Raw genomic sequence first — 23,473 nt, forward strand, 5'->3', positions numbered from 1 at the left:
GACGCTAGCCGAGCGGCACCGGCCCCTCCGCCACGGCACCGGCCAGGGCAGCGGCTCCGCGGGCGGCGAACCAGCGGAGGACGTCCTCCCCCGCGTCGATCCCGGTGGACGGCAGCACGTCGACCCAGGGCGCCGACCAGCCGGACTCCGCGATCTCGCCGTGCCCCGGGCGGACGGCGAGGTCGGCCGCGGCGAGCAGGTCGATGTCGAGGAGCGAGTCCCCCGCCGCCAGCGTCGTCCCGGTGCCGGCCCGCCGGGCCACCTCGGCGACCGCCGCGGACTTGGTGAGGGCCCGCGGGACGAGGTAGACCTTGCGGCCCTGCACGGACAGCGTCCAGCCGGCTCCGTCCGCCCAGGCCTGCAGCCCGGCCACCACCTCGGCGGACAGCCGCGCCCGGTCGACGACCCGGTAGCAGAACAGCCCGTCGGCGATCCGCGTCGGCCTCGCCCAGCTCGCGTCGCACGCGCGGTCGAGGACGGCGAACGCCTCGTCGACCGGTGCCGCGCCGGCCACCGCCGCGCGGACCTGCGCGGCCCAGCCGGGGTCGGGCCGGCCGTCGACGAGCAGCACGCCCCCGTTGGCGGCGACGGCGTAGGGCAGCGGCGCGTCCGCCAGCCGCACGCGGGCCAGCTGCGCCGGGGTGCGGGTGGTCACCGGGACGAGGAGGTGCTCGGCCAGGAGGTCGGCGAGCAGCTGCACCCCGGTCGCCGTCATGTAGGAGATCGGCTGCCCGTCGAGGTGCTCGACCACGACCAGGTCGGCCGTCGACCGGCCCGCGGCGGCCGCGGAGTAGATCAGCGTGCGGTCCAGGTCGGTGGCGATCAGGACGCTCACGCGGCTCCTCCACGGGTGTAGCCCGGCCGGACGATGCCGACGCAGGAGTAGGTCAGGTCGTCGACGTACTCGACGGTCGCGCCGCGCCGGTCGGCGAGCAGGAGGACGTGCCCGAGGTCGGGGACGGCGTCGCGGCGGACCAGCACCCGCCAGGGCACCCGGCGCAGCAGCACCCGCGTCGTCTCCCCCACGCCCGGCTTGACCAGGTTGACGCTGCCGACGCCGTACTCCCGGGCCAGCCGCTCCACCGTCGCCCAGCCCGCCCAGTCCGGGGTGCGGTCGGCGGCCCGCAGCGCCGGCAGGTCGGCGGCGACCCGGTCGCGGACGGCGGCGAACCCGGCGCTCACCGTGTCCAGGAAGGTGCCCGACACGTCCGCGCCGGCCAGCTCGGCGTAGTACTTCGCGCCGTGGAAGTCCCCGGGACCGATCAGCTCGTCGTTGAGCACGGTCCGCGAGACCAGCCCGGAGACCGTGGAGTTCAGGCAGGCCGAGGGGATCAGGAGGTCCTCCCGCGTGCCGTACAGCCACGCGCAGCGGCCCGGGTCGGCGAGCACCGCGAGGTCGTCCCGGAAGCCGCGTCCGGGCGCGAGGCCCAGCGCGGTGTTCGCCTCGCGGAGGGCCGCGGTCAGCTCGCGGCTGATCGCGCCCTTGCCCGTCCAGCCGTCGACGAAGACCACCGACGCCGGGTCGTGGTGGGCGGCCAGCCAGCCGAGCGCGACCTGGTCGATGCCGCGGCCCCGGACGATGGAGACCGCGGCGTGCGGCAGGTCCAGGCCGTGCACGGCCGCGGCCCAGCGGCGCATGAGGATGCCGATCGGGGTGCCGGCCCGGGCCAGAGACACCAGCACCGGGGGGCGCTCCCGCTCGGCCAGCACCAGCTCGGTGACCAGCCCGACGGCGTGCGCGAGCGCGCCGGCCCCCGACCGCAGCGCCGCGGCGAACAGCTCCTGGTACTCGCGGTCGGGCTGGTACTCCACCGGCAGCGACTCGGCGTAGTGCGCGGCGCCGGACTGCACGGCCTCCTCGCGCTCCTCGACCGGCGCCTCCAGGGCGACCGACGACAGGTCGGTCAGCAGCCAGGCCACCTCGTCGGGGGCGTAGGAGCCGAACTCCGGTCCGCGCAGCGGCGCGGGAAAGGCATCCCGTGGCCGGGCGCTGGGCACGGTCAGGACGACCACCGGACCGGCGACCGTCGCGGCCAGCCGGTCGGGCAGCCGCTCCTCGCTCCGGCCCCACCGGCGCCCGTCGTCGTCGACCACCAGCACGGCGGCGTCGAAGGGGGCCTCTCCGGACGGCGGGGCGACGTTGTAGGCGTGGCGGGGGCCCGGACCGTCGACCGGACGGTCGCTGCTGGGGAAGGTCAGCGCGGTGCGGATGGCGTACCCGGGGTCGTCCACCGCCAGCACCGGGGAGCGGGTGGTGCTGCTGACCAGCACCTCTGCCCCGCGCCCGGCCAGCAGCCCGGCCAGCTCCGCGCCGATGCGCACCGGCAGGTGCATGAGCTCCTCGGTGCCCAGCACGAGCACCCGGCCGCCGGCGGCCACCGGGAGCTCGGCGGCCAGCTCCCGGGCGACGGACCGGACGGCGTCGTCGAACGCGGGCAGCTCCGCGGCGGCCCGCCCGTGCCGGGCGCTCTCGCGCACGCCGCGCGGCCAGGCGACCGCCGACTCGCGCACCGTCCCCGGCGTCGGCAGCGGTGCCGGTGCGGGTGCGGTGCCGGCCGCGGCGACCAGTGCCTGGCCGCGGGCCAGCACGTCGGCGGGCAGCCGGACCCGGCCGGTCACCAGGGCGACGACGTCGATCCGGACCCCGGCGTCCCGCGCGAACCGGTCCAGCCGCGCCCGGTCCTCGCCCGACCGCAGGTCGACCAGGGTGGCGACGACGTAGCGCTCGCGCGGGCCGAGCCGCTGCACGGCCCGGACGGTGTCCATGACCGTGTTCCCGGTCGAGAGCTCGTCGTCCACGAGGACCAGCGGCCGGGGCCGGGCGAGCAGGTCGGGGTCCTCCGGGAGCAGCAGGTGGCTCGTGGCGTGCGAGTGGCTCTCCTCGAAGGCGCCCGCGGGGACGGCGCCGGGCACCGCCCGGCGGGTGGAGACCAGGGAGTCGGCCGGCAGGGCGTCGGCGACCGCACCCCCGAGGCCGGTGGCGGTCTCGGCGAAGCCGAGCACGAGCGCGTCCGGGACGGTGCCGGACGCGCGCTTCTGGTCGCACAGGGCGAGCAGCTCGGCGGCCGCGGCGGGGTCGGCGCCGGTCAGGGCCGCGGCGAGGAGCTTGCCGCCGTCCTCCCCGATGCCGCCGGCCTCGACCCCGGCCAGCCGGTCGGCGACCAGCGCGCCCAGCAGCCGGCCGGCGCCGAGCACCAGCCGCGGGTCGACCGGCACGTGCTTGCCCAGGACGCGGCTGACCAGCAGGTGCGCGCGGCGGGGGTTGCGGCGGAGCGCCATGCCGACCAGGTCCTCGACGCGCAGGCCGCCGACCCCGCTCTCGGTGACCAGCTCGACGTCCAGCCGGTCGGCCACCCAGCGGCCGCTCCACGGCCGGCCCGGCGGCTCGGACCAGCGGTCGCTCACGCGGCCAGCCCGGCGCTGAGCAGGTCGACGAACGACGTCGTCGGGCGGGCCACGCCGAACGCCCGTGCCCGCCCCACGACCCGGGTGGCCCAGGCCGCGTGCGGTTTGGCCTCGTTCATCTTGTTGCGGTAGGCCGACGCCGCGGCACCGCCGTCGGTCCGGCCGAGGACGTCGAGGGCGTCCCGGTACTCCTCGTGCGTCACGACCGACAGGGCGTGGACGGCGGCCACGTGCGAGGGGTGGACGACGGTCTTGCCCGACAGCCCGTTGGCCCGGTCGAGCACGACCTCGCGGAGCAGGCCGTCCAGGTCGTGGGCGAGCAGCTCCGCCCGCAGCGACCGCTCCCGGTGCTCGTCGAAGGGCGACTGGCGCAGCTGCGGCTTGAAGATCCGCTCCGGGCTCGGGAAGTACTCCCACACCGGCCCGGTGACGACGTGGCCGGAGCCGTCGGCGCGGCCGAAGACGTTGACGATGCCGGAGATCGCGTCGGCGATCACCCGGACGTCGTAGACGGTGAGCTCGCGGCTGCGCCGCAGCCCGTAGGCCCCGGAGAGGTCGGTCGCCCCGATGCGGACGGCCAGCACCTGGTCCCGGTGCCGGTCGAGGAGGTCCCGCAGCTCGAGGAGCAGGGTGGTCCGGGACTCGGCGTAGGCCAGCTCGGGCGACTCGAGCACGGGCATGGCCCGCAGCATCCGGCCGGCCGTGGCCGAGGCCTCCTCGAGCGCGGCGAGGAAGGCCGGCCCGGTGCGCGGGGTGAACTTGGGCAGCACGAAGCCGGTCAGCACCGACAGGTCCTCCCCCAGCGCCGCCGCCACGGCGGTGAGCTGGGCGGGGTTGCGCACGCGCACGAACACCAGGGGGCCGTCGAGGTCCAGGGCGGCGAGGTCGCGCAGCTGGCCGACCGCGTTGCGCTCGGCGTCCTCGAGGTCCTGGTCGGCCACCGAGTCCTCCAGGCAGACGACGACGCTCATCACCCCGGCGGCCCGCTGGCGGGCGATGTCCTTGGCCAGCGCGGGCCGCGTCGCCGGGCAGTAGAGCGTCGCCCCGAGCGCCGGCGCGAGGACGGCGGTGGCGTCGTCCCTCGTGAACGGCTCGGGCGCCAGCGCGAACAGGCGCTGCTCGTCCTCGGCGGAGAAGTGGTCGAAGTGGCGCATGGGGTACCTCGTCGGTGGGTCACCGTGGTCTCGGTGAGGGCGCACGCCGCGGACGGCCGGGCTGTCGGGGGCACGCTAACCCGGGGGCGCCCGGGGCCTCACAGCAGCGGTGTCTCGTCGTCCGCCCAGGTGATGCGGTCGTAGCCGTAGCTGCGCGCCACCTCGCGCGCCGCGCCGGCGATCCTCTCGAGCTCGGCGCGGAGGACGAACTCGCCGTCGACGGCGTACAGCGACAGCAGCGCCACCGGGCCGGCGTGGCGGCCGACGTCCATCGGGATCTCGATCCGGGCTCTCCCGAAGGTCGTGATCCGCAGGGTCCCGCCCCAGGCCAGCTCCGCACCGGAGTCGGAGAAGGCGTAGACCAGCAGCCGCTCCAGCGACCGGGCCTGGCGCAGGTCGACCGTCAGCCGCTCGTGCTCCTCGTGCGAGCCGCGGATCACCGGCCGCCGGGAGCCGGGCGGCGCCACCGGCACCCCGCGGGCCGCGCGCACCAGCGAGGAGGTCTCGTCGGCGAGCTGGTACAGGGCGCCCAGCCGCAGGTCGCCGACCGCCGGCGAGCACACCGCGTCGACGGTCAGCGTCCCGATGCCCGACTGGAGCCGGTTGAGCGTCACCGTCGGGTTGCGCGGCGTGAGGATCTCCCGGCCGCCGGGCTCCACCCGCACCGGGGGCCGGTGCACCGGTGCCGGCGCGCGGCCGGCGGCGGGGGTGGCGGGGACGGGCGCCGGCGGCGGGCCGCCCAGGTCCAGCGAGGACGATCCCGGAGCCGGCGGCGGAACGGCCGGCGGCGGGCCGCCCAGGTCCAGCGAGGACGATCCCGGAGCCGGCGGCGGAACGGCCGGCGCCGGCGGGCCGCCCAGGTCCAGCGACGACGTCGGCGCCGGACGAGGTGCCGGACGAGGTGCCGGTCGAGGTGCCGCGGGCGGAGCCGGGGGCGTCGACGGGCCGGAGAGGTCCAGCGACGTGCTGGAGGACGGCGGGGTCAGCGGTCGCGCGGCCGGAGGCGGCGGGGGTGGTGCGGCCGGTGCGCGGCGCCGGCCGCGGTGCCGCAGCCAGGGCAGGTCGGTGCGGGGCCGCGCCGAGGAGGGGTCGGCAGCGATCACAGCGGCAGGCCGTAGTCGGCGGCGATGCCGGCGATCCCGCTGGCGTAGCCCTCCCCGACGACCTTGAACTTCCAGTCGCCGCTGTAGCGGTAGACCTCGGCCAGGACCAGCGCGGTCTCGGTGCTCAGCGGGGGCGCGAGGTCCTCGGAGCGGACCAGCTCGCGGTTGCTGCCGGCCTCCCGGGCGACCACGGTGATCTCCCGGAGCTGGCCGAGGGTGCGGCGCTGCGCCGTCCCCTCGTTGAGGTAGACCACGACGACGATCCGGGCGATGCCGGCCGGGACGTCCGGCAGGTCGATCTCGATCTGCTCCCGGTCGCCGGCGAGCGCGGTCTCCACCTGGCTGACCGACTCGTCGGGGGAGGCCAGCTGGTTGAAGAACACGAAGTGCTCGGGCGACGGCGCCTTGCCGCGGTCGTCGCAGAGCACGGCGGCGAGGACCAGGTTGTCCTCCAGCACCCGCTCGGCCCCGGGGTTCCAGGACACGCCGACGACGAGCCCCCGCAGGCCGGGGATCTCCCGGGTCAACGCGACGTTGGCGCCGCGCCTCATGGGTGGCATGTCAGCGATCCATCCTCGGTCGTGCCTAGATGTCCAGGTCGGAACGGGTGAACTTCGTGCGCAGGAAGCTGCCCTGGGTCATGAGCCCGTCGACGTCCTGCTGCCGGCTGGCCTCCAGCACGGCGAGGGCCGCGCCCTCCAGGGCGTCGAGCTGCTCGATGAGGGACTGCCGCGGGGTGCGGCCCGACGCCCGCGGCACGTCGACGAGCGACTCGTCCACCGCGAGCCAGGTCCGCACGGTCGTGGGCAGGTAGTCGGTCGCCATGGCCCGCACCGAGATGACCGCGTGGATGTCCAGCGGGCGCACCTCCGAGGTGGCCACCACGTCGGCGAGCACGTCGGTGATCCGCCGCGCGGCGACCACGGCCGCCGTCGGCAGCCGCCCGGCCGAGGCGTTCACCAGCCGGACGACGTCGGCGATCGCCGCCGCCAGCGCCTCGGGCCGGTCGGCGGCGTCCTCGTCCAGCGCCGGCGGGACGACCGGCGGGGACGAGGCCCTCCGAAACCACGGCACCGCTGTTCCTCCTCATCCGTCGAGAGCCGCCGGCGGGCGCCGGCCCACCGCTCCCGACGTCACCCCCCGCTGAGCTCGTTCCGGCGGGTGCGCTCCAGGTAGGGCTGGGCCCGCTGGATCTGGCCCTCGAGCGCCTGGATGGTCTGGGCCATCGAATCGACCGCCTGCGCGCGGAAGGTGTCGACGGCGTCCATGGTGGCGAACACGTTGTCGAACGCGGCCTGCAGCTTCTCGACCTGGATGGTCGAGCTCGAGGCCTGCTCGTTGATCTGCGCACCCTGGATGCGCAGCTGCTGCGAGGTGGACTCGATCAGGTTGCTGGTGACCGTGTTCAGCGCGTTGATCTGGTCGAGGACCAGCTTCTGCCGGCTCAGCGCCTGGGACACGATGACGGCGGTGCGCAGGGCGGCGATCGTCGTGGTCTGCGCCCGGTCGACGCCGCGGATCAGCTCGAGGTTGTTGCGCCGGATGAGGTCGAGGGCCATGTAGCCCTGCACCGCCACGGCCATCTGGGTCTGGATGTCCTGCCGCCGCTGGCGGACCGGGAACAGCGCGTCGGCGCGGACGGTGTTGGCGTCCTCCGTGCGGCCGGCCGCCTCGAACTCGGCCACCTTCTGCTCGAGCGCGGCGTCGAGGGCGGCGGCGAGCTCGTTGTACTCGCGCAGCTTGCCCATGAGCTGCCACATGTTGGCCTTCTCGGTCTCGATCGCCGCGTTGTCCTTGCGCAGCTCGTCCTGACCGGAGGCCAGCGCCTTGATGATCGCGTCGAGGTGCGACTGGGCCGAGCGGTACTTGTCGAAGTACCGGTCGATCTTGTCGCCGCCGGGCAGCCACTTGAGGATCTTCTTGACGCCGGTGAGGTCGGCGCCCTTCGGGTCCAGGTCGGTCACCGTGCGCCGCAGGTCGACCAGGGTGTTGGACACCCGGGTCTGCGCGTCGGCCTTGCCGCCCTTGCCCATGGCCGCGGCCGGGCGCTCCAGCATCCGGTTGGAGACCGAGGCCGACGCCTGCATCTCCCGGTCGCCCATCGAGGTGATCGAGCCGACCTTCTGCGCGAACTCCGGCGACCGGGTGTCCAGCGACACCAGCTCGCTGACGAACGCCTCCGCCTTGGTGCGCAGCTCGACGGTCTTGGCGTCCTCCAGGGGGACGGCGCCGGCCGCCTGCTCGGGCGCCACGACGACGACCGGCTGCGGCGGCGCGAGGACGAGCGCACCGCTCGTGGCCGGCGGGGCCGCGGCGGTCGTGGGCGGAGCGGAGGTGGAGCCGAGGTCGAGCTCGGACATGGCGGAACGGTCCTCCTGGTTCAGAGCGCGCTGGCCATGGCGGGCAGCAGGTCGCGGAACGTGCGGCCGGTGGCTGCGATGCCGAGGGCGGTCATCGACCAGCCTGCACCGTCCCGGCTCACCTTGGCCATGATCTGGGCGTTGTGTCGGCCGGAGCCACTCAGGGTGTACCGGGCGATCTCGGCCTCGGTGGTCTCGTCGACCAGCCGGCAGAAGGCGTTCTCGATCTGCGAGAAGTCCTGCCCGGTGAACGAGTTGACGGTGAAGACGATCGAGGCGACGGTCGCCGGCAGGCGGGAGAGGTCCACGCGGATGGACTCGTCGTCGCCCTCGCCGGCGCCGGTGAGGTTGTCCCCGGTGTGCTGGACCGCGCCGTCCTTGCTGCGCAGCTGCTGGAACCAGACCTGGTCGACCAGCTGACCGGAGGCGTCGAACAGCAGCGCCGAGGCGTCCAGGTCGACCGACTGGTCCTTCAACCCGCCGAAGAAGCCCTTCTTCTTCACCGCGTCCCAGCCCAGACCCATGCGGACGCGGGTCAGCGCCCCGCCGTCGTTCTTGGCCAGCGAGACCTTCTGGCCCTTGCTGAGGTTCACGCTCATCGCGTCCCGCTTCCTCTCGCTCGGTCGACCGGCGGGGCGCCGGGCAGCCGTCACCCGGCGCCCTCGCGACCCTCGGGCTCATGCAACCAGCTCACCCCGGCAGGGGCGAGGAACTCACTCGTTCCGGTTCCGCGTCGTCCGCACCCGCGGACGACGACGGTCAGACGTTGACGCCGAAGTCGCGCGCGATGCCCGCGAGGCCGGACGAGTAGCCCTGCCCGACGGCCCGGAACTTCCACTCCGCGCCGTTGCGGTAGAGCTCGCCGAACACCATCGCGGTCTCGGTGGAGGCGTCCTCGGAGAGGTCGTACCGGGCGATCTCGGCGTTGTCGGCCTGGTTGACGACGCGGATGTAGGCGTTGCGGACCTGGCCGAAGTTCTGCCCGCGGGTCTCGGCCTCGTAGATCGAGACGGGGAAGACGACCCGGTCGAGGTCGGCCGGGGCGCCGGCGAGGTCGACCTTGATCTGCTCGTCGTCGCCCGCGCCCTCGCCGGTCACGTTGTCGCCGCTGTGCTCGATGGCGCCGTCGGGGCTGCGCAGGTTGTTGAAGAAGACGAAGTGCTGGTCGGAGGAGACCTTGCCGTCCGGCCCGCAGCCGATCGCCGACGCGTCGAGGTCGAAGGGCCGGCCGTCGGTCGTGCGGGCGTCCCAGCCCAGGCCGACGGTGACCGCCCGGAGGCCCGGGGCCTCCTTGGTGAGCGAGACGTTGCCGCCCTTGGTGAGGCTGACTCCCACAGCTTCCTCCATCCCCGCGGGCGCCAGCGCCCGGCGTCGGTGTCGTCGCGGCCGCACGCGGCCCTGACCGGCATCGTATGTGGCCGGGCGTCCCGGGTGGGTCCCGAGCGCCCGGCGGCGGAGCCGGGGCGGCGCTGCGGCCCGGGTCAGCGCGGCAGCAGCAGTCGCTGGGCGCGCGCCCGCTGGAGCCAGCCGGGGTACTCGTTCATCAGCCGGTCGAACAGCGCGTCGTCGCTGATGGCCTGCCGCCCGACGAGGTCCTTCTCGGTCACCGAGAAGAAGTCCGCGTTGTCGGTGTAGCGGTTGCCCAGGTCGTCCAGTCGCTGCAGGTAGGAGAACTCGCGCGGCGAGCCGATGCCCATGAACTGCCAGAAGACCGGTTCGTACGACGCCGCCCTGATCTGCTTGGTCGCCACCGCCTTGTCGCTGGGCGCGCCGTCGGTCAGGAACATGACGTAGACCGGCAGGCGGTCCGGCAGGGGCTCCGACCGGTCCTGGCTGGCCCCGAAGTAGTGCCGGCGGACGGCGGACATCGCCGCGCCGTACCGGGTGTCGTACTCCAGCCGGTACCGGCTGGTCAGCTCCGCGATGTACTGCTGGTGGCCCTCCAGGCGCAGGCCCGGCGGCTGGTGCACCTCCTTGCCGAACAGGAACACGTCGACGACGCCGTCGTCGTCGAAGCGCAGCCCCAGGGCCAGGACCCGCTCGGCCAGCCGCTGCACCGCACCCGAGCGGTACAGGCCGCTCATCGAGCCGGAGATGTCGAGCACGAGGGCGACCCGGGCGGTGTGCTCGGCCAGGCCCCGCTTCTCGAGGCTCACGCCGGCGGTCTTGACCAGCGAGAGCATCTGCGGCGACTGGGTGCTGAGCTTCTTCTCCAGGTCGACCAGGCGCTTCTTCTCCAGGCTGATCGGCGGCCCACCCGGCGCCGGTCCACCCGGCGGCGGCCCGGCCAGCGGCGCGCCGGTCGGGGGCGCCCACTGCTGCGGCGACGGCGGTGCGGCCGGCGGCGCCGGGGCGGGCTGGGGTGCCGCCGGCGCCGGGTCGTCGACGGTGACGCCGTGGTCGGTGGCGAGGCCCGCAAGCCCGTTCGTGTAGCCCTGGCCGACCGCGCGGACCTTCCACTCGCCGTTGCGGCGGTACACCTCCGCGAACACCAGCGCGGTCTCGGGGCCGGCCGTCAGGTCGCACCGCACCGCCGGCGGCGCCTCCGGTGTCGCGGCCACCTCGACCGCGAGCCCGCTCAGCGCGCCGAAGGTGCCGGCGCCGTCGAGCGAGGCCGCGATGACCACCCGGTCGACGTCGCCCGGCAGGCCGGCGGGGTCGATCCGCAGCCGGTCGGTGACCGCCCCCGGCCGGGAGGACTTGCCCAGGTGCCGGACGGCCCCCTCGCCGCCGACCGGCTGGTTGTAGAAGACGAAGTCCTCGTCGCTGCGGACCTTCCCGCCCGGGCCGCACAGCAGCGCCGAGAGGTCCATGTCGGTGCCGGGAGCGGGCGCCCAGGCCAGGGTGACGACGATCTCGCCGCCCAGCCCTGCCTGCGCCAGCCCGATGTTGCCGCCGGGGACGAGTGTGGTGGTCACGCCTCCGTTGGTAGTCGAGCCGACCTGCGCACGCCAGTGCGGCGCGCGCGGGTCAGCGCGACGGGCAGGTCATTTGCTGCCGGCCGTCCACTGCATGCCCCAGCCGTAGGCCTGGTCGAGCAGGCGGTGCCCGCCGGGGATGTAGCGGATCTCGCGGTTGACCGTCAGGTCGTTGCCGCTGTTGGTGAGCAGCGCGATAGCGCACATGCGGGCGTCGGGGTGCGACTCGTCGAGCCGGACCTCGATCGGCGCGCCCGCGGACGGGTACAGCGTGACGACGCCGTCGGCCGCCGCCCAGTTGGGCACACCCTCGTAGATGAAGGTGAACACCAGGATCCGGCGGATCTCGGGCAGCCGGGACAGGTCGATCCGCAGGTTCTCCCCGGTCGTGTTCGTGCCCGACCGGTCGTCACCGTCCAGCGTGATGATCGGCCTGCCCGCGTTCCGGGAGGCGAACGAGTTGCCCAGCGCCTGGACGACGCCCTTGGACCCGTCGGCGAACTCGTAGAGGCAGGCGAGGTCCAGGTCGATGTTCCCCTGCGCGGCGCCGGCCAGCTTCCGGAAGAACCCCCCGCCCTGCTGCTGCGCCGGCCGCGCGTTCCAGTTCAGGTTGACCCGCAGCTCACCGGAGGCACCGCCGCCCTTGGTGAGCGACACGCTGGGGGCGCTCTTGGTCAGCGTGACCTTGCCGAGGTTCACCGGCGCACCGGCCGGCTGCTGTGCCCCGCCACCGCTGGACGGCCGCTTGGTGTAGTCGATCCCCATGCTCTCCGGTTCTCCTCGTCGGTGGGTGGGTCAGACCCGCTCAGGTGCGTGCGACTCCCCGATGTGGATGTCCTCGACGTCACCCCGGCGGCGCCGGACGATCGAGGCGGCGAACGCCGCGCCGATGAAGACCACCCCGATCAGGCCGGTGATCAGCTCGGGGATGTGCCACTCCAGGCTCAGCAGCAGGATGGCGGCGAGGGCACCGATGGCCCAGTGCGCGCCGTGCTCCAGGTACACGTACTGCGCCAGCGTCCCCTGGCGGACCAGGTAGACGGTGATCGAGCGGACGAACATCGCGCCGATCAGGCCGAGGCCGAGGGCGATGATGATCGGGTCCGACGTGATCGCGAAGGCGCCGATGACGCCGTCGAAGCTGAACGAGGCGTCGAGCACCTCGAGGTACAGGAACAGGAAGAAGCCGGCCTTGCCGGTGGCCTTGGCCAGCTGGGTGGGCCCACCGGTGCGGGTCTCGGTCGCCACGGCGCCCTTCTCCGTGCGCCCGGCCGGCGGCCGCGGCGTCTCCTCGCCGTCGGCCGGGGCGTCCTCGTCGTCGGCGAGCCCGCTGGACTCGAACAGCGAGCCCAGCCCGTTGACGGCGAGGTAGGTGACCAGGCCGAGGATCCCGGAGATCAGCACCGAGGTCCGCACGTCCTCCTCGGCCAGGAACTCGGCGGCGAGCACGAGCGAGACGGCGGCGACGATGACGGCCAGCGCGTCGAGCTTGCCGATCCGGGCCAGCGGGCGCTCCAGCCAGCTCAGCCAGGTGATGTCGCGCTCCTCGAACAGCCAGTCGAGGAAGAGCATCAGCAGGAACATGCCGCCGAAGGAGGCGATCAGCGGGTGCGCCTCGTTGAGGAGGTACCCGTAGGTGCCCGGCTCCTCGGGGTCACCGCCCTCCAGCGCGAGGTCGACCGCCTCGATCGGGCCGAGGTTCGCGGTGAGGCCGACGATCAGCAGCGGGAAGACCAGCCGCATGCCGAAGACGGCGATGAGGATGCCGATGGTGAGGAAGATGCGCTGCCAGAACTCGCTCATCCGCTCGAGCACCTTGGCGTTCACCACGGCGTTGTCGAACGACAGGGAGACCTCGAGCACGCCGAGGATGGCGCAGAGCAGCAGCGCCTCCCAGCTGCCGTACAGGAAGGCGGCGACGAGGCTGGCGATGGTGACCCCGAAGGACCAGCCGAAGGTTCGCAGGATCACGTGAGTCCTTGGGGTGCGGGGTTCGACGGACGGGGCACCGCGGCGGCGGACCCGGGGTGCGGGTGCCGGCTCCGGCCGCGGCGCCCCGCCGGCGGTCAGCCGACGTTGACGCCGAAGTCCTTCGCGATGCCACTCAGCCCCGAAGCGTAGCCCTGCCCCACCGCGCGGAACTTCCACTCCCCGGCGTTGCGGTAGAGCTCGCCGAAGATCATGGCGGTCTCGGTGGAGGCATCCTCGGAGAGGTCGTACCGGGTGATCTCGGCGCCACCGGCCTGGTTCACCACGCGGATGAAGGCGTTGCGGACCTGCCCGAAGCTCTGCCCACGGGACTCGGCGTCGTAGATGCTGACCGGGAAGACGATCTTCTGGCACTCGGCCGGGACGGCGGCGAGGTCGACCCTGATCGCCTCGTCGTCGCCCTCGCCCTCACCGGTGAGGTTGTCGCCGGTGTGCTCCACGGAGCCGTCGGGGCTCTGCAGGTTGTTGAAGAAGACGAAGTGCGAGTCCGACAGGATCTTGCCGTCCTCGCCCAGCATCAGCGCCGACGCGTCCAGGTCGAAGTCCGCACCGGTGGTCGACCGGGCGTCCCAGCCCAGGCCCACGAGGACGGCGGTCAGGCCGGGGGCCTGCTTGCTGAGGGAGACGTTGCCACCCTTGGACAGACTGACGCTCACGTGTGCGCTCCTCCTCGCCCGGGTCGCCGGCGACCCGCCCCCGAACTCCGGCCCGGACGTGGGCTCGGAGCGATCCGCAGACTAACGGCCCGGCCGTGGCCTGCGGAGTGTCCCGCTCGGCGGCTCGCCGCGTCCTCGAGGGACCGACGGCCGCCGAGGGGACGCGTCTGCGCCGGTCAGGACGACGGCGGGGTCCGCGGTGACTCCACCGCGGCCCGCCGCGGCTCGGGCGGCCCGTCGGCCGTTCCGGTCGCGGAGCCCGTCGTGGAGACCTGCTGCACCCCCGGGGCCGCGACGTGGCGGCCCTCCTCGTCGGCGCCGGGCTCGCCGGCCCGCGGGTGGCCGGCCTGGGCGACGGCCGCGGTCCGGCGGTTCTTCGCCAGGCTCGCCACGGTGGTCACCAGCAGGGTCACCAGGATGACGGTGAGCGACAGCCAGGTCGGGATCTCCGGGATCGCGGTGACGTGCTCGCCGCCGTTGATGAACGGCAGCTCGTTGGTGTGCAGCGCGTGGATGACCAGCTTGACCCCGATGAAGCCGAGGATGACGGCCAGGCCGTAGGCCAGGTACACCAGCCGGTCGAGCAGGCCGTCGAGCAGGAAGAACAGCTGGCGGAGGCCGAGCAGCGCGAAGGCGTTGGCCGTGAACACCAGGTAGGTCTCCTGGGTCAGGCCGAAGATCGCCGGGATCGAGTCGACCGCGAAGAGGATGTCGGCGCTGCCGATGGCGATCAGGGCGATGAACAGCGGCGTGATGTGCCGCTTGCCGCTGATCTTCGTGGTGAGCCGGTCGGAGTGGTAGTCCTCGGTGGTCGGCAGGACCCGGCGGGTCAGCCGGAGGACCGCGTTCTCCTTGAACTCCTCGTCGTCGTCGTGGCCGCCGCTGCGGGCCTGCGCCCAGGCGGTGTACAGGAGGAAGGCCCCGAAGAGGTAGAAGATCCAGCTGAAGTTCTCGATGGCCGCGGCGCCGATGAAGATGAAGACGGTGCGCAGGACCAGCGCGAAGGCGATGCCGAACAGCAGCACCTTCTGCTGCAGCTCCCGGGGCACCGCGAAGCTCGCCATGATCAGGACGAAGACGAAGAGGTTGTCGACCGACAGGCTCTTCTCGGTGATGAAGCCGGCGAAGTACTCACCGCCGTAGGTGCCACCGGCGAACCACCAGACGAGCAGGCCGAAGACGACGGCGATGCCGACGTAGACCGCCGACCAGGTCGCCGACTCCTTGAGGGTGGGGGCGTGCGGTGTCCGCACGTGACCGATGAAGTCGAAGGCGATCATGCCCACGATCGCGACGATCGTGATGGCCCAGATCCAGAGCGGGACGTCCATGCAGTTCCTCCGGTCGACAGGCAGGTGTCGTTGCCGGAGGTCTCTCCCGCCACGGGCCCGGAGCCGGTGGCCGGCAGCGCCGGGGGCCATCGGACCCCGTGTTGACGACACTGCCGCGCAGGGATACTCCCCTCCACGGTGAAGCCACCCGGACGCGCGACAGCGGGGCCGTCGGGTCAGGCGGTCTCGAAGGGGTGGAACGAGCGGCGCCGCCGCTGAGTTCCCGGAACGCCGAGGAGCGACGGTTCAGGCCGGCCGCAGCCGCTCGGGCGGTGCCCTGACGATCGCGTCGTCGGAGGCGCCGACCAGCTCGCGGACCTCGTCGTCGGGCACCGGACCGGTCCGGTCGACGCTGTTCCACCCGTACCGGCCGATGGAGGCGAACGCCGTGCCGACCAGCTCCGCGTCCCCCCACGGGTAGGTCTCCTCCGCGAAGGGGGGGGCACGGGGCTCCTGTCAGGCGTGCGCGGCGTCGAACTGCCGCAGCTCCTTCTTCAGCTCCTGCAGCTCGTCGCGCAGCCGGGCGGCCACCTCGAACTGCAGCTCGCGGGCGGCGGCCAGCATCTGGTCGTTCATCTGCTGGATGAGATCGGCCAGCTCGTTGCGCGGCAGCCCCTGGACGTCGATCGACCCGGCCTTGCCGGCCTTCTTCGACGACAGCCCGGGCACCGGCGACTTGCCGCGGGACTGCTGGCGGCCCGAGCCGCCGAGCAGCTCGCCGCCGCTGCCGGCGTCCTCGGCCTCGCGGTAGATGCCGTCGAGGATGTCGACGATCTTCTTCCGCAGCGGCTGCGGATCGATGCCGCGCTCGCGGTTGTAGGCGATCTGCTTCTCGCGGCGGCGGTTGGTCTCCTCGATGGCCGTGGCCATCGAGGGGGTGATCTTGTCGGCGTACATGTGCACCTGCCCGGAGACGTTGCGCGCCGCGCGGCCGATCGTCTGGATCAGCGAGGTGCCCGACCGGAGGAAGCCCTCCTTGTCGGCGTCGAGGATCGCCACCAGGGAGACCTCGGGGAGGTCGAGGCCCTCGCGGAGCAGGTTGATGCCGACCAGCACGTCGTACTCGCCCTGGCGCAGCTCGCGCAGCAGCTCCACCCGGCGCAGGGTGTCGACCTCCGAGTGCAGGTACCGCACCTTGATGCCCATCTCGAGCAGGTAGTCGGTGAGGTCCTCGGCCATCTTCTTGGTGAGCGTGGTGACCAGGACGCGCTCGTCCTTCTCGGTGCGCAGCCGGATCTCGTGCACGAGGTCGTCGATCTGGCCCTTGGTCGGCTTGACCACGACCTCGGGGTCGACCAGGCCGGTCGGCCGGATGACCTGCTCGACGAACTCGCCGCCGGTGCGGCCCAGCTCGTAGGGGCCCGGGGTGGCAGACAGGTACACCGTCTGGCCGATGCGCTCGGTGAACTCCTCCCACTTCAGCGGGCGGTTGTCCATCGCCGAGGGCAGCCGGAAGCCGTGCTCGACCAGCGTGCGCTTGCGGCTCATGTCGCCCTCGTACATGCCGCCGATCTGCGGCACGGTGACGTGCGACTCGTCGATGACGAGCAGGAAGTCGTCGGGGAAGTAGTCGAGCAGACAGGAGCCGGCGCTGCCGGGGGCGCGGCCGTCGATGTGCCGCGAGTAGTTCTCGATGCCGGAGCAGAACCCGACCTGGCGCATCATCTCGATGTCGTAGGTGGTGCGCATGCGCAGCCGCTGGGCCTCCAGCAGCTTGCCCTGGCGCTCCAGCTCCGCCAGCCGCGTCTCCAGCTCCGCCTCGATCGAGGCGATCGCCCGCTCCATCCGCTCCGGCCCGGCCGCGTAGTGGGTGGCCGGGAAGACGAACAGCTCGTCGACCTCGCGCACCACCTCGCCGGTCAGCGGGTGGAGGTAGTACAGCCGCTCGACCTCGTCGCCGAACATCTCGATCCGGACGGCGAGCTCCTCGTAGACCGGGAAGACCTCGATCGTGTCGCCCCGGACCCGGAAGGTGCCGCGGGTGAAGGACAGGTCGTTGCGCGTGTACTGCTCGGTGACCAGGGTGCGCAGCAGCTCGTCGCGGTCGCGCTCCTCCCCCACCTTGATCTTCAGCGCGCGCTCGACGTACTCCTCCGGCGTGCCGAGGCCGTAGATGCAGGAGACGGTGGCCACCACGATCACGTCGCGCCGGGTGAACAGGCTGTTGGTCGCCGAGTGCCGCAGCCGCTCGACCTCCTCGTTGATCGAGGAGTCCTTCTCGATGTAGGTGTCGGTCTGGGGGACGTAGGCCTCGGGCTGGTAGTAGTCGTAGTAGCTGACGAAGTACTCGACGGCGTTGTCCGGGAACAGCTCGCGGAACTCGTTGGCCAGCTGGGCGGCGAGCGTCTTGTTCGGGGCCATCACCAGCGTGGGCCGCTGGACCTGCTCCACGAGCCAGGCGGTGGTGGCCGACTTGCCGGTGCCGGTGGCACCGAGCAGGACGACGTCCTGCTCGCCGGCGTTGACCCGCTCGGCCAGCGCCTTGATCGCCGCCGGCTGGTCGCCCGAGGGCTCGAACTCGCTGACCACGCGGAACCGCCCGCGGGTGGGTCGCTTCAGGTCGGTCTTCGCTCGCACGGGACGACGGTACGACGGGGGTGTGACAGGACGGCGCCGCTGCGACGTCCGTGCCCGGTGGGACGGCGCCGCGCGGGCCGGGCACCCCCGGTACTTGTCCCCGTACCGCCCTCCCCCTACCGTGCCGTGTCGCAGGAGCGGTCCCGACCGGGGACCAGCGCCACCCGGCCGCGCCGGGCGAGGTCGGACCCCGGTTCGGCGCCCACGGCGTCCGTCCGGACGGCCCCGGGACCGCCCCGACCTGCGCACGACGCCCCCCGCGGCCCCGCCGTGGGGGGCGTCGTCGCGTCCGGAGGAAGCCGGTGAGCGATCTCTCCTGCCGTCCCGCCGCCGTCCAGGTGTGGCGGCGCCCCGTCGGGGGCAACGGGGGGCCTGGAGCACCACGTGCACCGACCTCCCCTCCGACGGCCCCGGCGGGGAGGCCACCGGCCCCCGAAGCCCCCGGGGGCGCCAGCGCAGGAGGAACCCCCACGATGACCCAGGTCTGGCCTGGCAGCGCCTATCCGCTCGGTGCCACCTACGACGGCACCGGCACCAACTTCGCGATCTTCAGCGAGGTCGCCGAGAAGATCGAGCTCTGCCTGTTCGACGAGGCCGGCAACGAGGAGCGCATCCGGCTCCCCGAGATGGACGGCTACGTCTGGCACGCCTTCCTCCCGGGCGTGCAGCCCGGACAGCGCTACGGCTTCCGCGTGCACGGCCCGTACGAGCCGGAGAAGGGGTTGCGCTGCAACCCGAACAAGCTGCTGCTCGACCCCTACGCCAAGGCCATCGACGGCTCCATCGACTGGGACGAGGCGTGCTTCGGGTACCGGTTCGGTTCCGGCGAGCGCAACGACGACGACTCCGCGGCGCACATGCCGAAGTCCGTCGTCGTCAACCCGTACTTCGACTGGGGCGTCGACCGCCCGCCGAAGACGCCGTACAACAAGACCGTCATCTACGAGGCCCACGTCAAGGGCCTGACGATGACCCATCCGCGCATCCCCGAGGAGCTGCGCGGCACGTACGCGGGCATCGCGCACCCCGCGGTCATCGAGCACCTGCAGGACCTCGGCATCACCGCGATCGAGCTCATGCCGGTGCACCAGTTCGTGCAGGACGACACCCTGCTGCAGAAGGGGCTGCGCAACTACTGGGGCTACAACACGATCGGCTTCTTCGCCCCGCACAACGAGTACGCCCAGGCCAGCGACGGCCAGCAGGTGCAGGAGTTCAAGGGCATGGTCCGCGCCCTGCACGAGGCGGGCATCGAGGTCATCCTCGACGTCGTCTACAACCACACCGCCGAGGGCAACCACATGGGCCCGACGCTGTCGTTCAAGGGCATCGACAACCAGGCGTACTACCGCCTCGTCGAGGGCGACGAGCAGTACTACATGGACACCACGGGCACCGGGAACTCGCTCAACGTCCGGCATCCGCAGTCGCTGCAGCTGATCATGGACTCGCTGCGCTACTGGGTCACCGAGATGCACGTCGACGGCTTCCGCTTCGACCTCGCCTCCACCCTGGCCCGGCAGTTCCACGAGGTCGACCGGCTGAGCGCCTTCTTCGACCTGGTGCACCAGGACCCGATCGTCAGCCAGGTGAAGCTGATCGCCGAGCCGTGGGACGTCGGCGATGGCGGCTACCAGGTGGGCAACTTCCCCGCGCTGTGGACCGAGTGGAACGGCAAGTACCGCGACACCGTCCGCGACTTCTGGCGCGGCGAGGACGCCACCATCGGCGAGTTCGCCAGCCGCATCTCCGGCTCGGCCGACCTCTACAAGCACTCCGGCCGGCGCCCGGTGGCCAGCATCAACTTCGTCACCGCGCACGACGGGTTCACCCTCAACGACCTCGTCTCCTACAACGAGAAGCACAACGAGGCCAACGGCGAGGGCAACAACGACGGCGAGAGCCACAACCGCAGCTGGAACTGCGGGGTCGAGGGCGAGACCGACGACCCGGAGATCCTGACGCTGCGCGCCCGCCAGCGGCGCAACTTCATCGCCACGCTGATGCTCAGCCAGGGCGTGCCGATGCTGCTGCACGGCGACGAGCTCGGGCGCAGCCAGAGCGGCAACAACAACGGCTACTGCCAGGACTCCGAGCTCACCTGGATCGACTGGGAGAACGTCGACCAGGGCCTGCTGGAGTTCACCAAGCTGGTCACCAAGCTGCGCACCGACCACCCGACGTTCCGGCGCCGGCGGTTCTTCCACGGCCGGCCGGTGCGCCGCGAGGAGGGCGACCCGGTGCAGGACGTCGCCTGGTTCACCCCCGCCGGGGAGCTGATGTCCGACGAGGACTGGGACGCCGGCTTCGCCAAGTCGCTGGCCATGTACCTCAACGGCCACGGCATCCGCGAGACCGACGAGCGCGGGGAGGACGTCGTCGACGACTGCTTCTACCTGCTGTTCAACGCCCACCACGAGCCGATCGAGTTCACCCTGCCTCCCGGCGAGTACGCCGAGGGCTGGACCGTCGTGGTCGACACCGCCGAGCTCGGCGCGGTCGAGCCCGTGACCGTCAAGGCCGGCGACACGCTCACCGTCGAGGCCCGCGCCACCGTCGTCCTGCACGCCGCGCCGTGACCGGGGGCACCGACCGCCGCCGGGACGTGCCGGGGGCGACCTACCGCCTGCAGTTCACCGCCGACTACACGCTCGGCGACGGCGCGCGGATCGCCGACTACCTGGCCGGCCTCGGCGTGACCCACGCCTACGCCTCCCCGCTGCTGCGGTCGGCGGCGGGCAGCACGCACGGCTACGACACCGTCGACCACGCGCACATCGACGAGTCCCGCGGCGGCCGGGAGGGCTTCGACCGGCTGGTCGAGGCGCTGCACGCCGCCGGGCTCGGGCTGGTGCTCGACCTGGTGCCCAACCACATGGGGGTGGCCGACCCGGCCGAGGCCCCGTGGTGGTGGGACGTGCTCCAGCACGGGCGCGACAGCGTGCACGCCGGCGCCTTCGACATCGACTGGGACTTCGGCGGGGGCAAGGTGCGGCTGCCCGTGCTGGGGTCGGCCGACGACGTCGAGAAGCTGGAGGTCGTCGGCGGGGCGGGTGAGGGCAGCACAGGCGGGGAGCTGCGGTACTACGACAACCGCTTCCCGCTGGCTCCCGGCACGGAGGAGGGCACCCCGCAGGAGGTGCACGCCCGCCAGCACTACGAGCTGGTCGACTGGCGGCGGGCCGACACCGACCTCAACTACCGCCGGTTCTTCGCGATCAACACCCTCGCGGGGCTGCGCGCCGAGGACCCGGAGATCTTCGAGGCCACCCATCGGCTGGTGCTCGACCTCGTCCGCGAGGGAGCGGTGGACGGGCTGCGGATCGACCACCCCGACGGCCTGGCCGACCCCAAGGGCTACCTGGACCGGCTGGCCGAGGCCTCCGGCGGCCGCTGGACGGTCGTCGAGAAGATCCTCGAGCCCGGCGAGGAGCTGCCGGACAGCTGGCGGGCGGCCGGCACCACCGGCTACGACGCGCTCGCCGAGGTGGACGGCGTGCTGGTCGACCCGGCCGGCGAGGGGGCGCTCACCGCGCTGGACACCGAGCTGGCCGGAGGCGAGGTCGACTACGCGCGGCTGGTGCACGACTGCAAGCGCGAGGTCACCGACGGGATCCTCGGCTCGGAGGTCGCGCGGCTGGTGCGGGTGATCGGCGACCTGCCGGGCGTGGACCGCGAGCAGCAGACCGAGGCGCTGGCCGAGCTGCTGGCCTCCTTCCCCGTGTACCGCAGCTACCTGCCCGACGGCCGCGAGCACCTGGACGCCACGGTGGCCGCGGTGCGCGACCGCCGTCCCGACCTGGTGGCCGCGCTCGACGCGCTGCACCCGGTGCTGGCCACCGCCGGCACCGAGGCGGCGACCCGGTTCGAGCAGACCAGCGGCCCGGTCATGGCCAAGGGCGTCGAGGACAGCGCCTACTACCGGTGGGCGCGGTTCACCATGCTCAACGAGGTGGGCGGCGACCCGGCGCACTTCGGCCGGACCGTCGAGGAGTTCCACGCCGCGCAGGTGCACCGGCTGGCGGTCAAGCCGCAGTCGATGACCACGCTGTCGACCCACGACACCAAGCGCAGCGAGGACACCCGCGCCCGGCTGGCGGTGCTCGCCGAGCTGCCGACCGAGTGGTCCGGGCTGGTGCGCGGGCTGCTGGCGCGGCACCCGCTGGCCGACCGGCCGATGGCCCACCTGGTCTGGCAGAACCTGGTCGGCGCCTGGCCGCTATCCCGGGAGCGGGCGCACGCCTTCGCCGAGAAGGCCGCCCGCGAGGCGGGCACCTCCACCACCTGGACCGACCAGGACGAGGAGTTCGAGGCGCAGCTGCACGCGCTGGTCGACGCCGCCTTCGACGACGAGCGGACCCGCGACGAGATCGCCGCGTTCGTCGCGCGGATCGCGCCGGCGGGCTGGTCGAACTCGCTGTCGCAGAAGCTCCTGCAGCTGACGATGCCCGGCGTCCCCGACGTCTACCAGGGCACCGAGCTGTGGGACCACTCGCTGGTCGACCCCGACAACCGGCGGCCGGTCGACTACGACCTGCGCCGCCGGCTGCTCGCCCGGCTGGACGAGGGCTGGGTGCCCGGCGTCGACGAGACGGGGGCGGCCAAGCTGCTCGTCGTCTCGCGCGCCCTGCGGGCCCGGCGGGACACCCCGGAGCTGTTCACCGGCTACACGCCGCTGACCGCCACCGGCCCCGCCGCCGGGCACGTCGTCGCCTTCGACCGCGGCGGCGCGGTGACCGTTGCCACGCGGCTGCCGGTGGCGCTGGCCGGCACCGGCTGGGGCGACACCGCCCTGGAACTGCCCACCGGCGCCTGGCGCGACCTGTTCACCGGGGAGCGGCTGGTCAGCGACTCGGGCGGCCTGGCCGTCGGTCCGCTGCTCGCCCGGCTGCCGGTCGCGCTGCTCGTCCGGGACAGCTGACCGCTGCCCCCGGGGCCCTGCGGGGCCCCGGGGGTGGGGGTGGACGTGTCGTGACCTAACCGTTATCTTCTAGCGGCACTCGATCGTCCGGTATCGAGGCCGGAGCCGATCCGCCCAACCCCGTCCGTCGGCGTCCGTCTGTTCTGGAACAGTCCAGGACGGGGGTGGGGGACCCGACTCGGTGCGGCACGTCCGCGCCTGGGGGTGAAGCCGCGTCCGCGGCCGGGAACCGATCGTCCCGAACCCGACAGCTCACCTCGCCGGCGGCGGATCGGAGTACATCCATGCGCACGTCCTATGTCGGTCGCCACCGCGCGCCCTCCCCTCAGCGCGGCGCGAAGATCGCCCGCAACACCGTCCTCACCGCCGGCGCGGCCGCGGCCTCGCTCGGCATGCTGGCCGGCCCGGCCGCCGCCGCCTCGCCCAACGACTGGGACGCCGTCGCCCAGTGCGAGTCCACCGGCAACTGGGCCATCAACACCGGCAACGGCTTCTACGGCGGCCTGCAGTTCCGGCAGGGCACCTGGGAGGCGTTCGGCGGCCTCGCCTACGCCCCGCGTGCCGACCTGGCCACCCGCGAGGAGCAGATCGCCGTCGCCGAGCGCACGCTCGACGCCCAGGGCCCCGGCGCCTGGGACAACTGCGGTCGCAACCTCGACCCGAGCCTCCCCGAGGCGGTCAACCTGGGGTCCCCGGCTCCGGCCCCGGCGCCGGCTCCGGCCCCCGCCCCGGCCCCGGCCCCCGCGCCGGCGCCCGCTCCGGTCGCCACGCCGGCCCCCGCACCGGCGGTCGACGACGACGAGGAGACCTACACCGTCCAGCGGGGCGACACGCTGAAGAAGATCGCCCGCAAGCTGCACGTCGAGGGCGGCTGGCAGGCCCTCTACGCGCAGAACCGCGACACCGTCAGCAACCCGCACGTGATCTACCCCGGTCAGCTGCTGCAGTACTGACCGGTCGCCCGGGGCGGGGGCGGGGCGCGGGGCCCCCCCCCCCCGCCCGGCCCCGTTTGTCGCCCCCGATCGGCGCATATAATAGGCACCCCCCACCCTCCAACAT

General features: G+C 73.2%; 18 protein-coding genes and 1 riboswitch. Of the genes, 3 read left to right on the top strand and 15 right to left on the bottom strand.

Annotation, left to right across the window (positions count from 1 at the left end; translation table 11 throughout):
• Positions 1 to 4 precede the first annotated feature (4 nt).
• The 15 genes from ACI79R_RS21435 to uvrB all read right to left on the bottom strand — a co-directional run bounded on the left by ACI79R_RS21435 (position 5) and on the right by uvrB (position 17,493).
• Positions 5 to 835, bottom strand: coding sequence for a hypothetical protein (locus tag ACI79R_RS21435; protein WP_456575700.1), 831 nt, complete (start codon positions 833 to 835; stop codon positions 5 to 7).
• On the bottom strand, positions 832 to 3,405 hold the full coding sequence (locus ACI79R_RS21440; protein WP_456575701.1) for a phosphoribosyltransferase: 2,574 nt from the start codon (positions 3,403 to 3,405) through the stop codon (positions 832 to 834). The genes ACI79R_RS21435 and ACI79R_RS21440 overlap by 4 nt, the downstream gene beginning before the upstream one ends.
• The gene (locus tag ACI79R_RS21445; protein ID WP_456575702.1) at positions 3,402 to 4,559 is read right to left on the bottom strand and encodes an HpcH/HpaI aldolase/citrate lyase family protein; all 1,158 of its coding nucleotides are present in this window, start codon (positions 4,557 to 4,559) and stop codon (positions 3,402 to 3,404) included. The genes ACI79R_RS21440 and ACI79R_RS21445 overlap by 4 nt, the downstream gene beginning before the upstream one ends.
• Positions 4,560 to 4,657: 98 nt before the next feature.
• The gene (locus ACI79R_RS21450; RefSeq protein ID WP_456575703.1) at positions 4,658 to 5,662 is read right to left on the bottom strand and encodes a hypothetical protein; all 1,005 of its coding nucleotides are present in this window, start codon (positions 5,660 to 5,662) and stop codon (positions 4,658 to 4,660) included.
• The gene (locus ACI79R_RS21455) at positions 5,659 to 6,222 is read right to left on the bottom strand and encodes a TerD family protein (RefSeq protein ID WP_456575704.1); all 564 of its coding nucleotides are present in this window, start codon (positions 6,220 to 6,222) and stop codon (positions 5,659 to 5,661) included. The genes ACI79R_RS21450 and ACI79R_RS21455 overlap by 4 nt, the downstream gene beginning before the upstream one ends.
• A 25-nt stretch (positions 6,223 to 6,247) precedes the next feature.
• Positions 6,248 to 6,736 carry a hypothetical protein gene (locus ACI79R_RS21460; RefSeq protein WP_456575705.1) on the bottom strand — a complete coding sequence of 163 codons (489 nt, stop codon included), beginning with the start codon at positions 6,734 to 6,736 and terminating at the stop codon, positions 6,248 to 6,250.
• A gap of 59 nt (positions 6,737 to 6,795) precedes the next feature.
• On the bottom strand, positions 6,796 to 8,022 hold the full coding sequence (locus tag ACI79R_RS21465) for a toxic anion resistance protein (protein WP_456575706.1): 1,227 nt from the start codon (positions 8,020 to 8,022) through the stop codon (positions 6,796 to 6,798).
• Between the two features lie 20 nt (positions 8,023 to 8,042).
• A complete protein-coding gene (locus ACI79R_RS21470) occupies positions 8,043 to 8,621 on the bottom strand; it encodes a TerD family protein (protein ID WP_456575707.1) in 579 nt (192 codons plus the stop codon).
• Positions 8,622 to 8,781: 160 nt separating this feature from the next.
• The gene (locus tag ACI79R_RS21475) at positions 8,782 to 9,357 is read right to left on the bottom strand and encodes a TerD family protein (RefSeq protein ID WP_456575708.1); all 576 of its coding nucleotides are present in this window, start codon (positions 9,355 to 9,357) and stop codon (positions 8,782 to 8,784) included.
• A gap of 146 nt (positions 9,358 to 9,503) precedes the next feature.
• Positions 9,504 to 10,940 (bottom strand): VWA domain-containing protein, encoded by a 1,437-nt coding sequence (locus ACI79R_RS21480; protein ID WP_456575709.1) that lies wholly within the window; start codon positions 10,938 to 10,940, stop codon positions 9,504 to 9,506.
• A gap of 69 nt (positions 10,941 to 11,009) precedes the next feature.
• Positions 11,010 to 11,705, bottom strand: a complete 696-nt coding sequence (locus ACI79R_RS21485) for a TerD family protein (protein ID WP_456575710.1) — start codon at positions 11,703 to 11,705, stop codon at positions 11,010 to 11,012.
• 30 nt (positions 11,706 to 11,735) lie between these two features.
• Positions 11,736 to 12,911, bottom strand: coding sequence for a DUF475 domain-containing protein (locus ACI79R_RS21490; RefSeq protein ID WP_456575711.1), 1,176 nt, complete (start codon positions 12,909 to 12,911; stop codon positions 11,736 to 11,738).
• Positions 12,912 to 13,006: 95 nt separating this feature from the next.
• Positions 13,007 to 13,585: a TerD family protein gene (locus tag ACI79R_RS21495; protein ID WP_456575712.1), complete on the bottom strand. Its 579-nt coding sequence runs from the start codon at positions 13,583 to 13,585 to the stop codon at positions 13,007 to 13,009.
• Between the two features lie 176 nt (positions 13,586 to 13,761).
• Positions 13,762 to 14,916, bottom strand: a complete 1,155-nt coding sequence (locus ACI79R_RS21500) for a TerC family protein (RefSeq protein ID WP_456575713.1) — start codon at positions 14,914 to 14,916, stop codon at positions 13,762 to 13,764.
• 456 nt (positions 14,917 to 15,372) lie between these two features.
• Positions 15,373 to 17,493, bottom strand: a complete 2,121-nt coding sequence (uvrB, locus tag ACI79R_RS21505) for an excinuclease ABC subunit UvrB (protein ID WP_456575714.1) — start codon at positions 17,491 to 17,493, stop codon at positions 15,373 to 15,375.
• 473 nt (positions 17,494 to 17,966) lie between these two features.
• On the opposite strand from uvrB, the gene glgX reads away from it, so the two are divergent.
• From glgX to ACI79R_RS21520, 3 genes are all read left to right on the top strand, one after another.
• On the top strand, positions 17,967 to 20,072 hold the full coding sequence (gene glgX, locus ACI79R_RS21510; RefSeq protein ID WP_456575715.1) for a glycogen debranching protein GlgX: 2,106 nt from the start codon (positions 17,967 to 17,969) through the stop codon (positions 20,070 to 20,072).
• A complete protein-coding gene (gene treY / locus ACI79R_RS21515; RefSeq protein WP_456575716.1) occupies positions 20,069 to 22,414 on the top strand; it encodes a malto-oligosyltrehalose synthase in 2,346 nt (781 codons plus the stop codon). The genes glgX and treY overlap by 4 nt, the downstream gene beginning before the upstream one ends.
• Positions 22,415 to 22,553: 139 nt before the next feature.
• Positions 22,554 to 22,693: riboswitch (cyclic di-AMP (ydaO/yuaA leader) on the top strand.
• A 5-nt stretch (positions 22,694 to 22,698) separates the two neighbouring features.
• On the top strand, positions 22,699 to 23,367 hold the full coding sequence (locus ACI79R_RS21520; RefSeq protein WP_456575717.1) for a transglycosylase family protein: 669 nt from the start codon (positions 22,699 to 22,701) through the stop codon (positions 23,365 to 23,367).
• The last annotated feature ends 106 nt before the right edge of the window (positions 23,368 to 23,473 follow it).

It is taken from the genome of Blastococcus sp. SYSU D00820 (assembly GCF_054050695.1).

Bases quoted from the DNA above. Each gene is read 5' to 3' on its own strand.
- ACI79R_RS21485 (WP_456575710.1), bottom strand. From the start codon at position 11,705: ATGGGGATCGACTACACCAAGCGGCCGTCCAGCGGTGGCGGGGCACAG.
- ACI79R_RS21455 (WP_456575704.1), bottom strand. From the start codon at position 6,222: ATGCCACCCATGAGGCGCGGCGCCAACGTCGCGTTGACCCGGGAGATC.
- ACI79R_RS21500 (WP_456575713.1), bottom strand. From the start codon at position 14,916: ATGGACGTCCCGCTCTGGATCTGGGCCATCACGATCGTCGCGATCGTG.
- ACI79R_RS21520 (WP_456575717.1), top strand. From the start codon at position 22,699: ATGCGCACGTCCTATGTCGGTCGCCACCGCGCGCCCTCCCCTCAGCGC.
- ACI79R_RS21470 (WP_456575707.1), bottom strand. From the start codon at position 8,621: ATGAGCGTGAACCTCAGCAAGGGCCAGAAGGTCTCGCTGGCCAAGAAC.
- ACI79R_RS21445 (WP_456575702.1), bottom strand. From the start codon at position 4,559: ATGCGCCACTTCGACCACTTCTCCGCCGAGGACGAGCAGCGCCTGTTC.
- glgX (WP_456575715.1), top strand. From the start codon at position 17,967: ATGACCCAGGTCTGGCCTGGCAGCGCCTATCCGCTCGGTGCCACCTAC.
- ACI79R_RS21465 (WP_456575706.1), bottom strand. From the start codon at position 8,022: ATGTCCGAGCTCGACCTCGGCTCCACCTCCGCTCCGCCCACGACCGCC.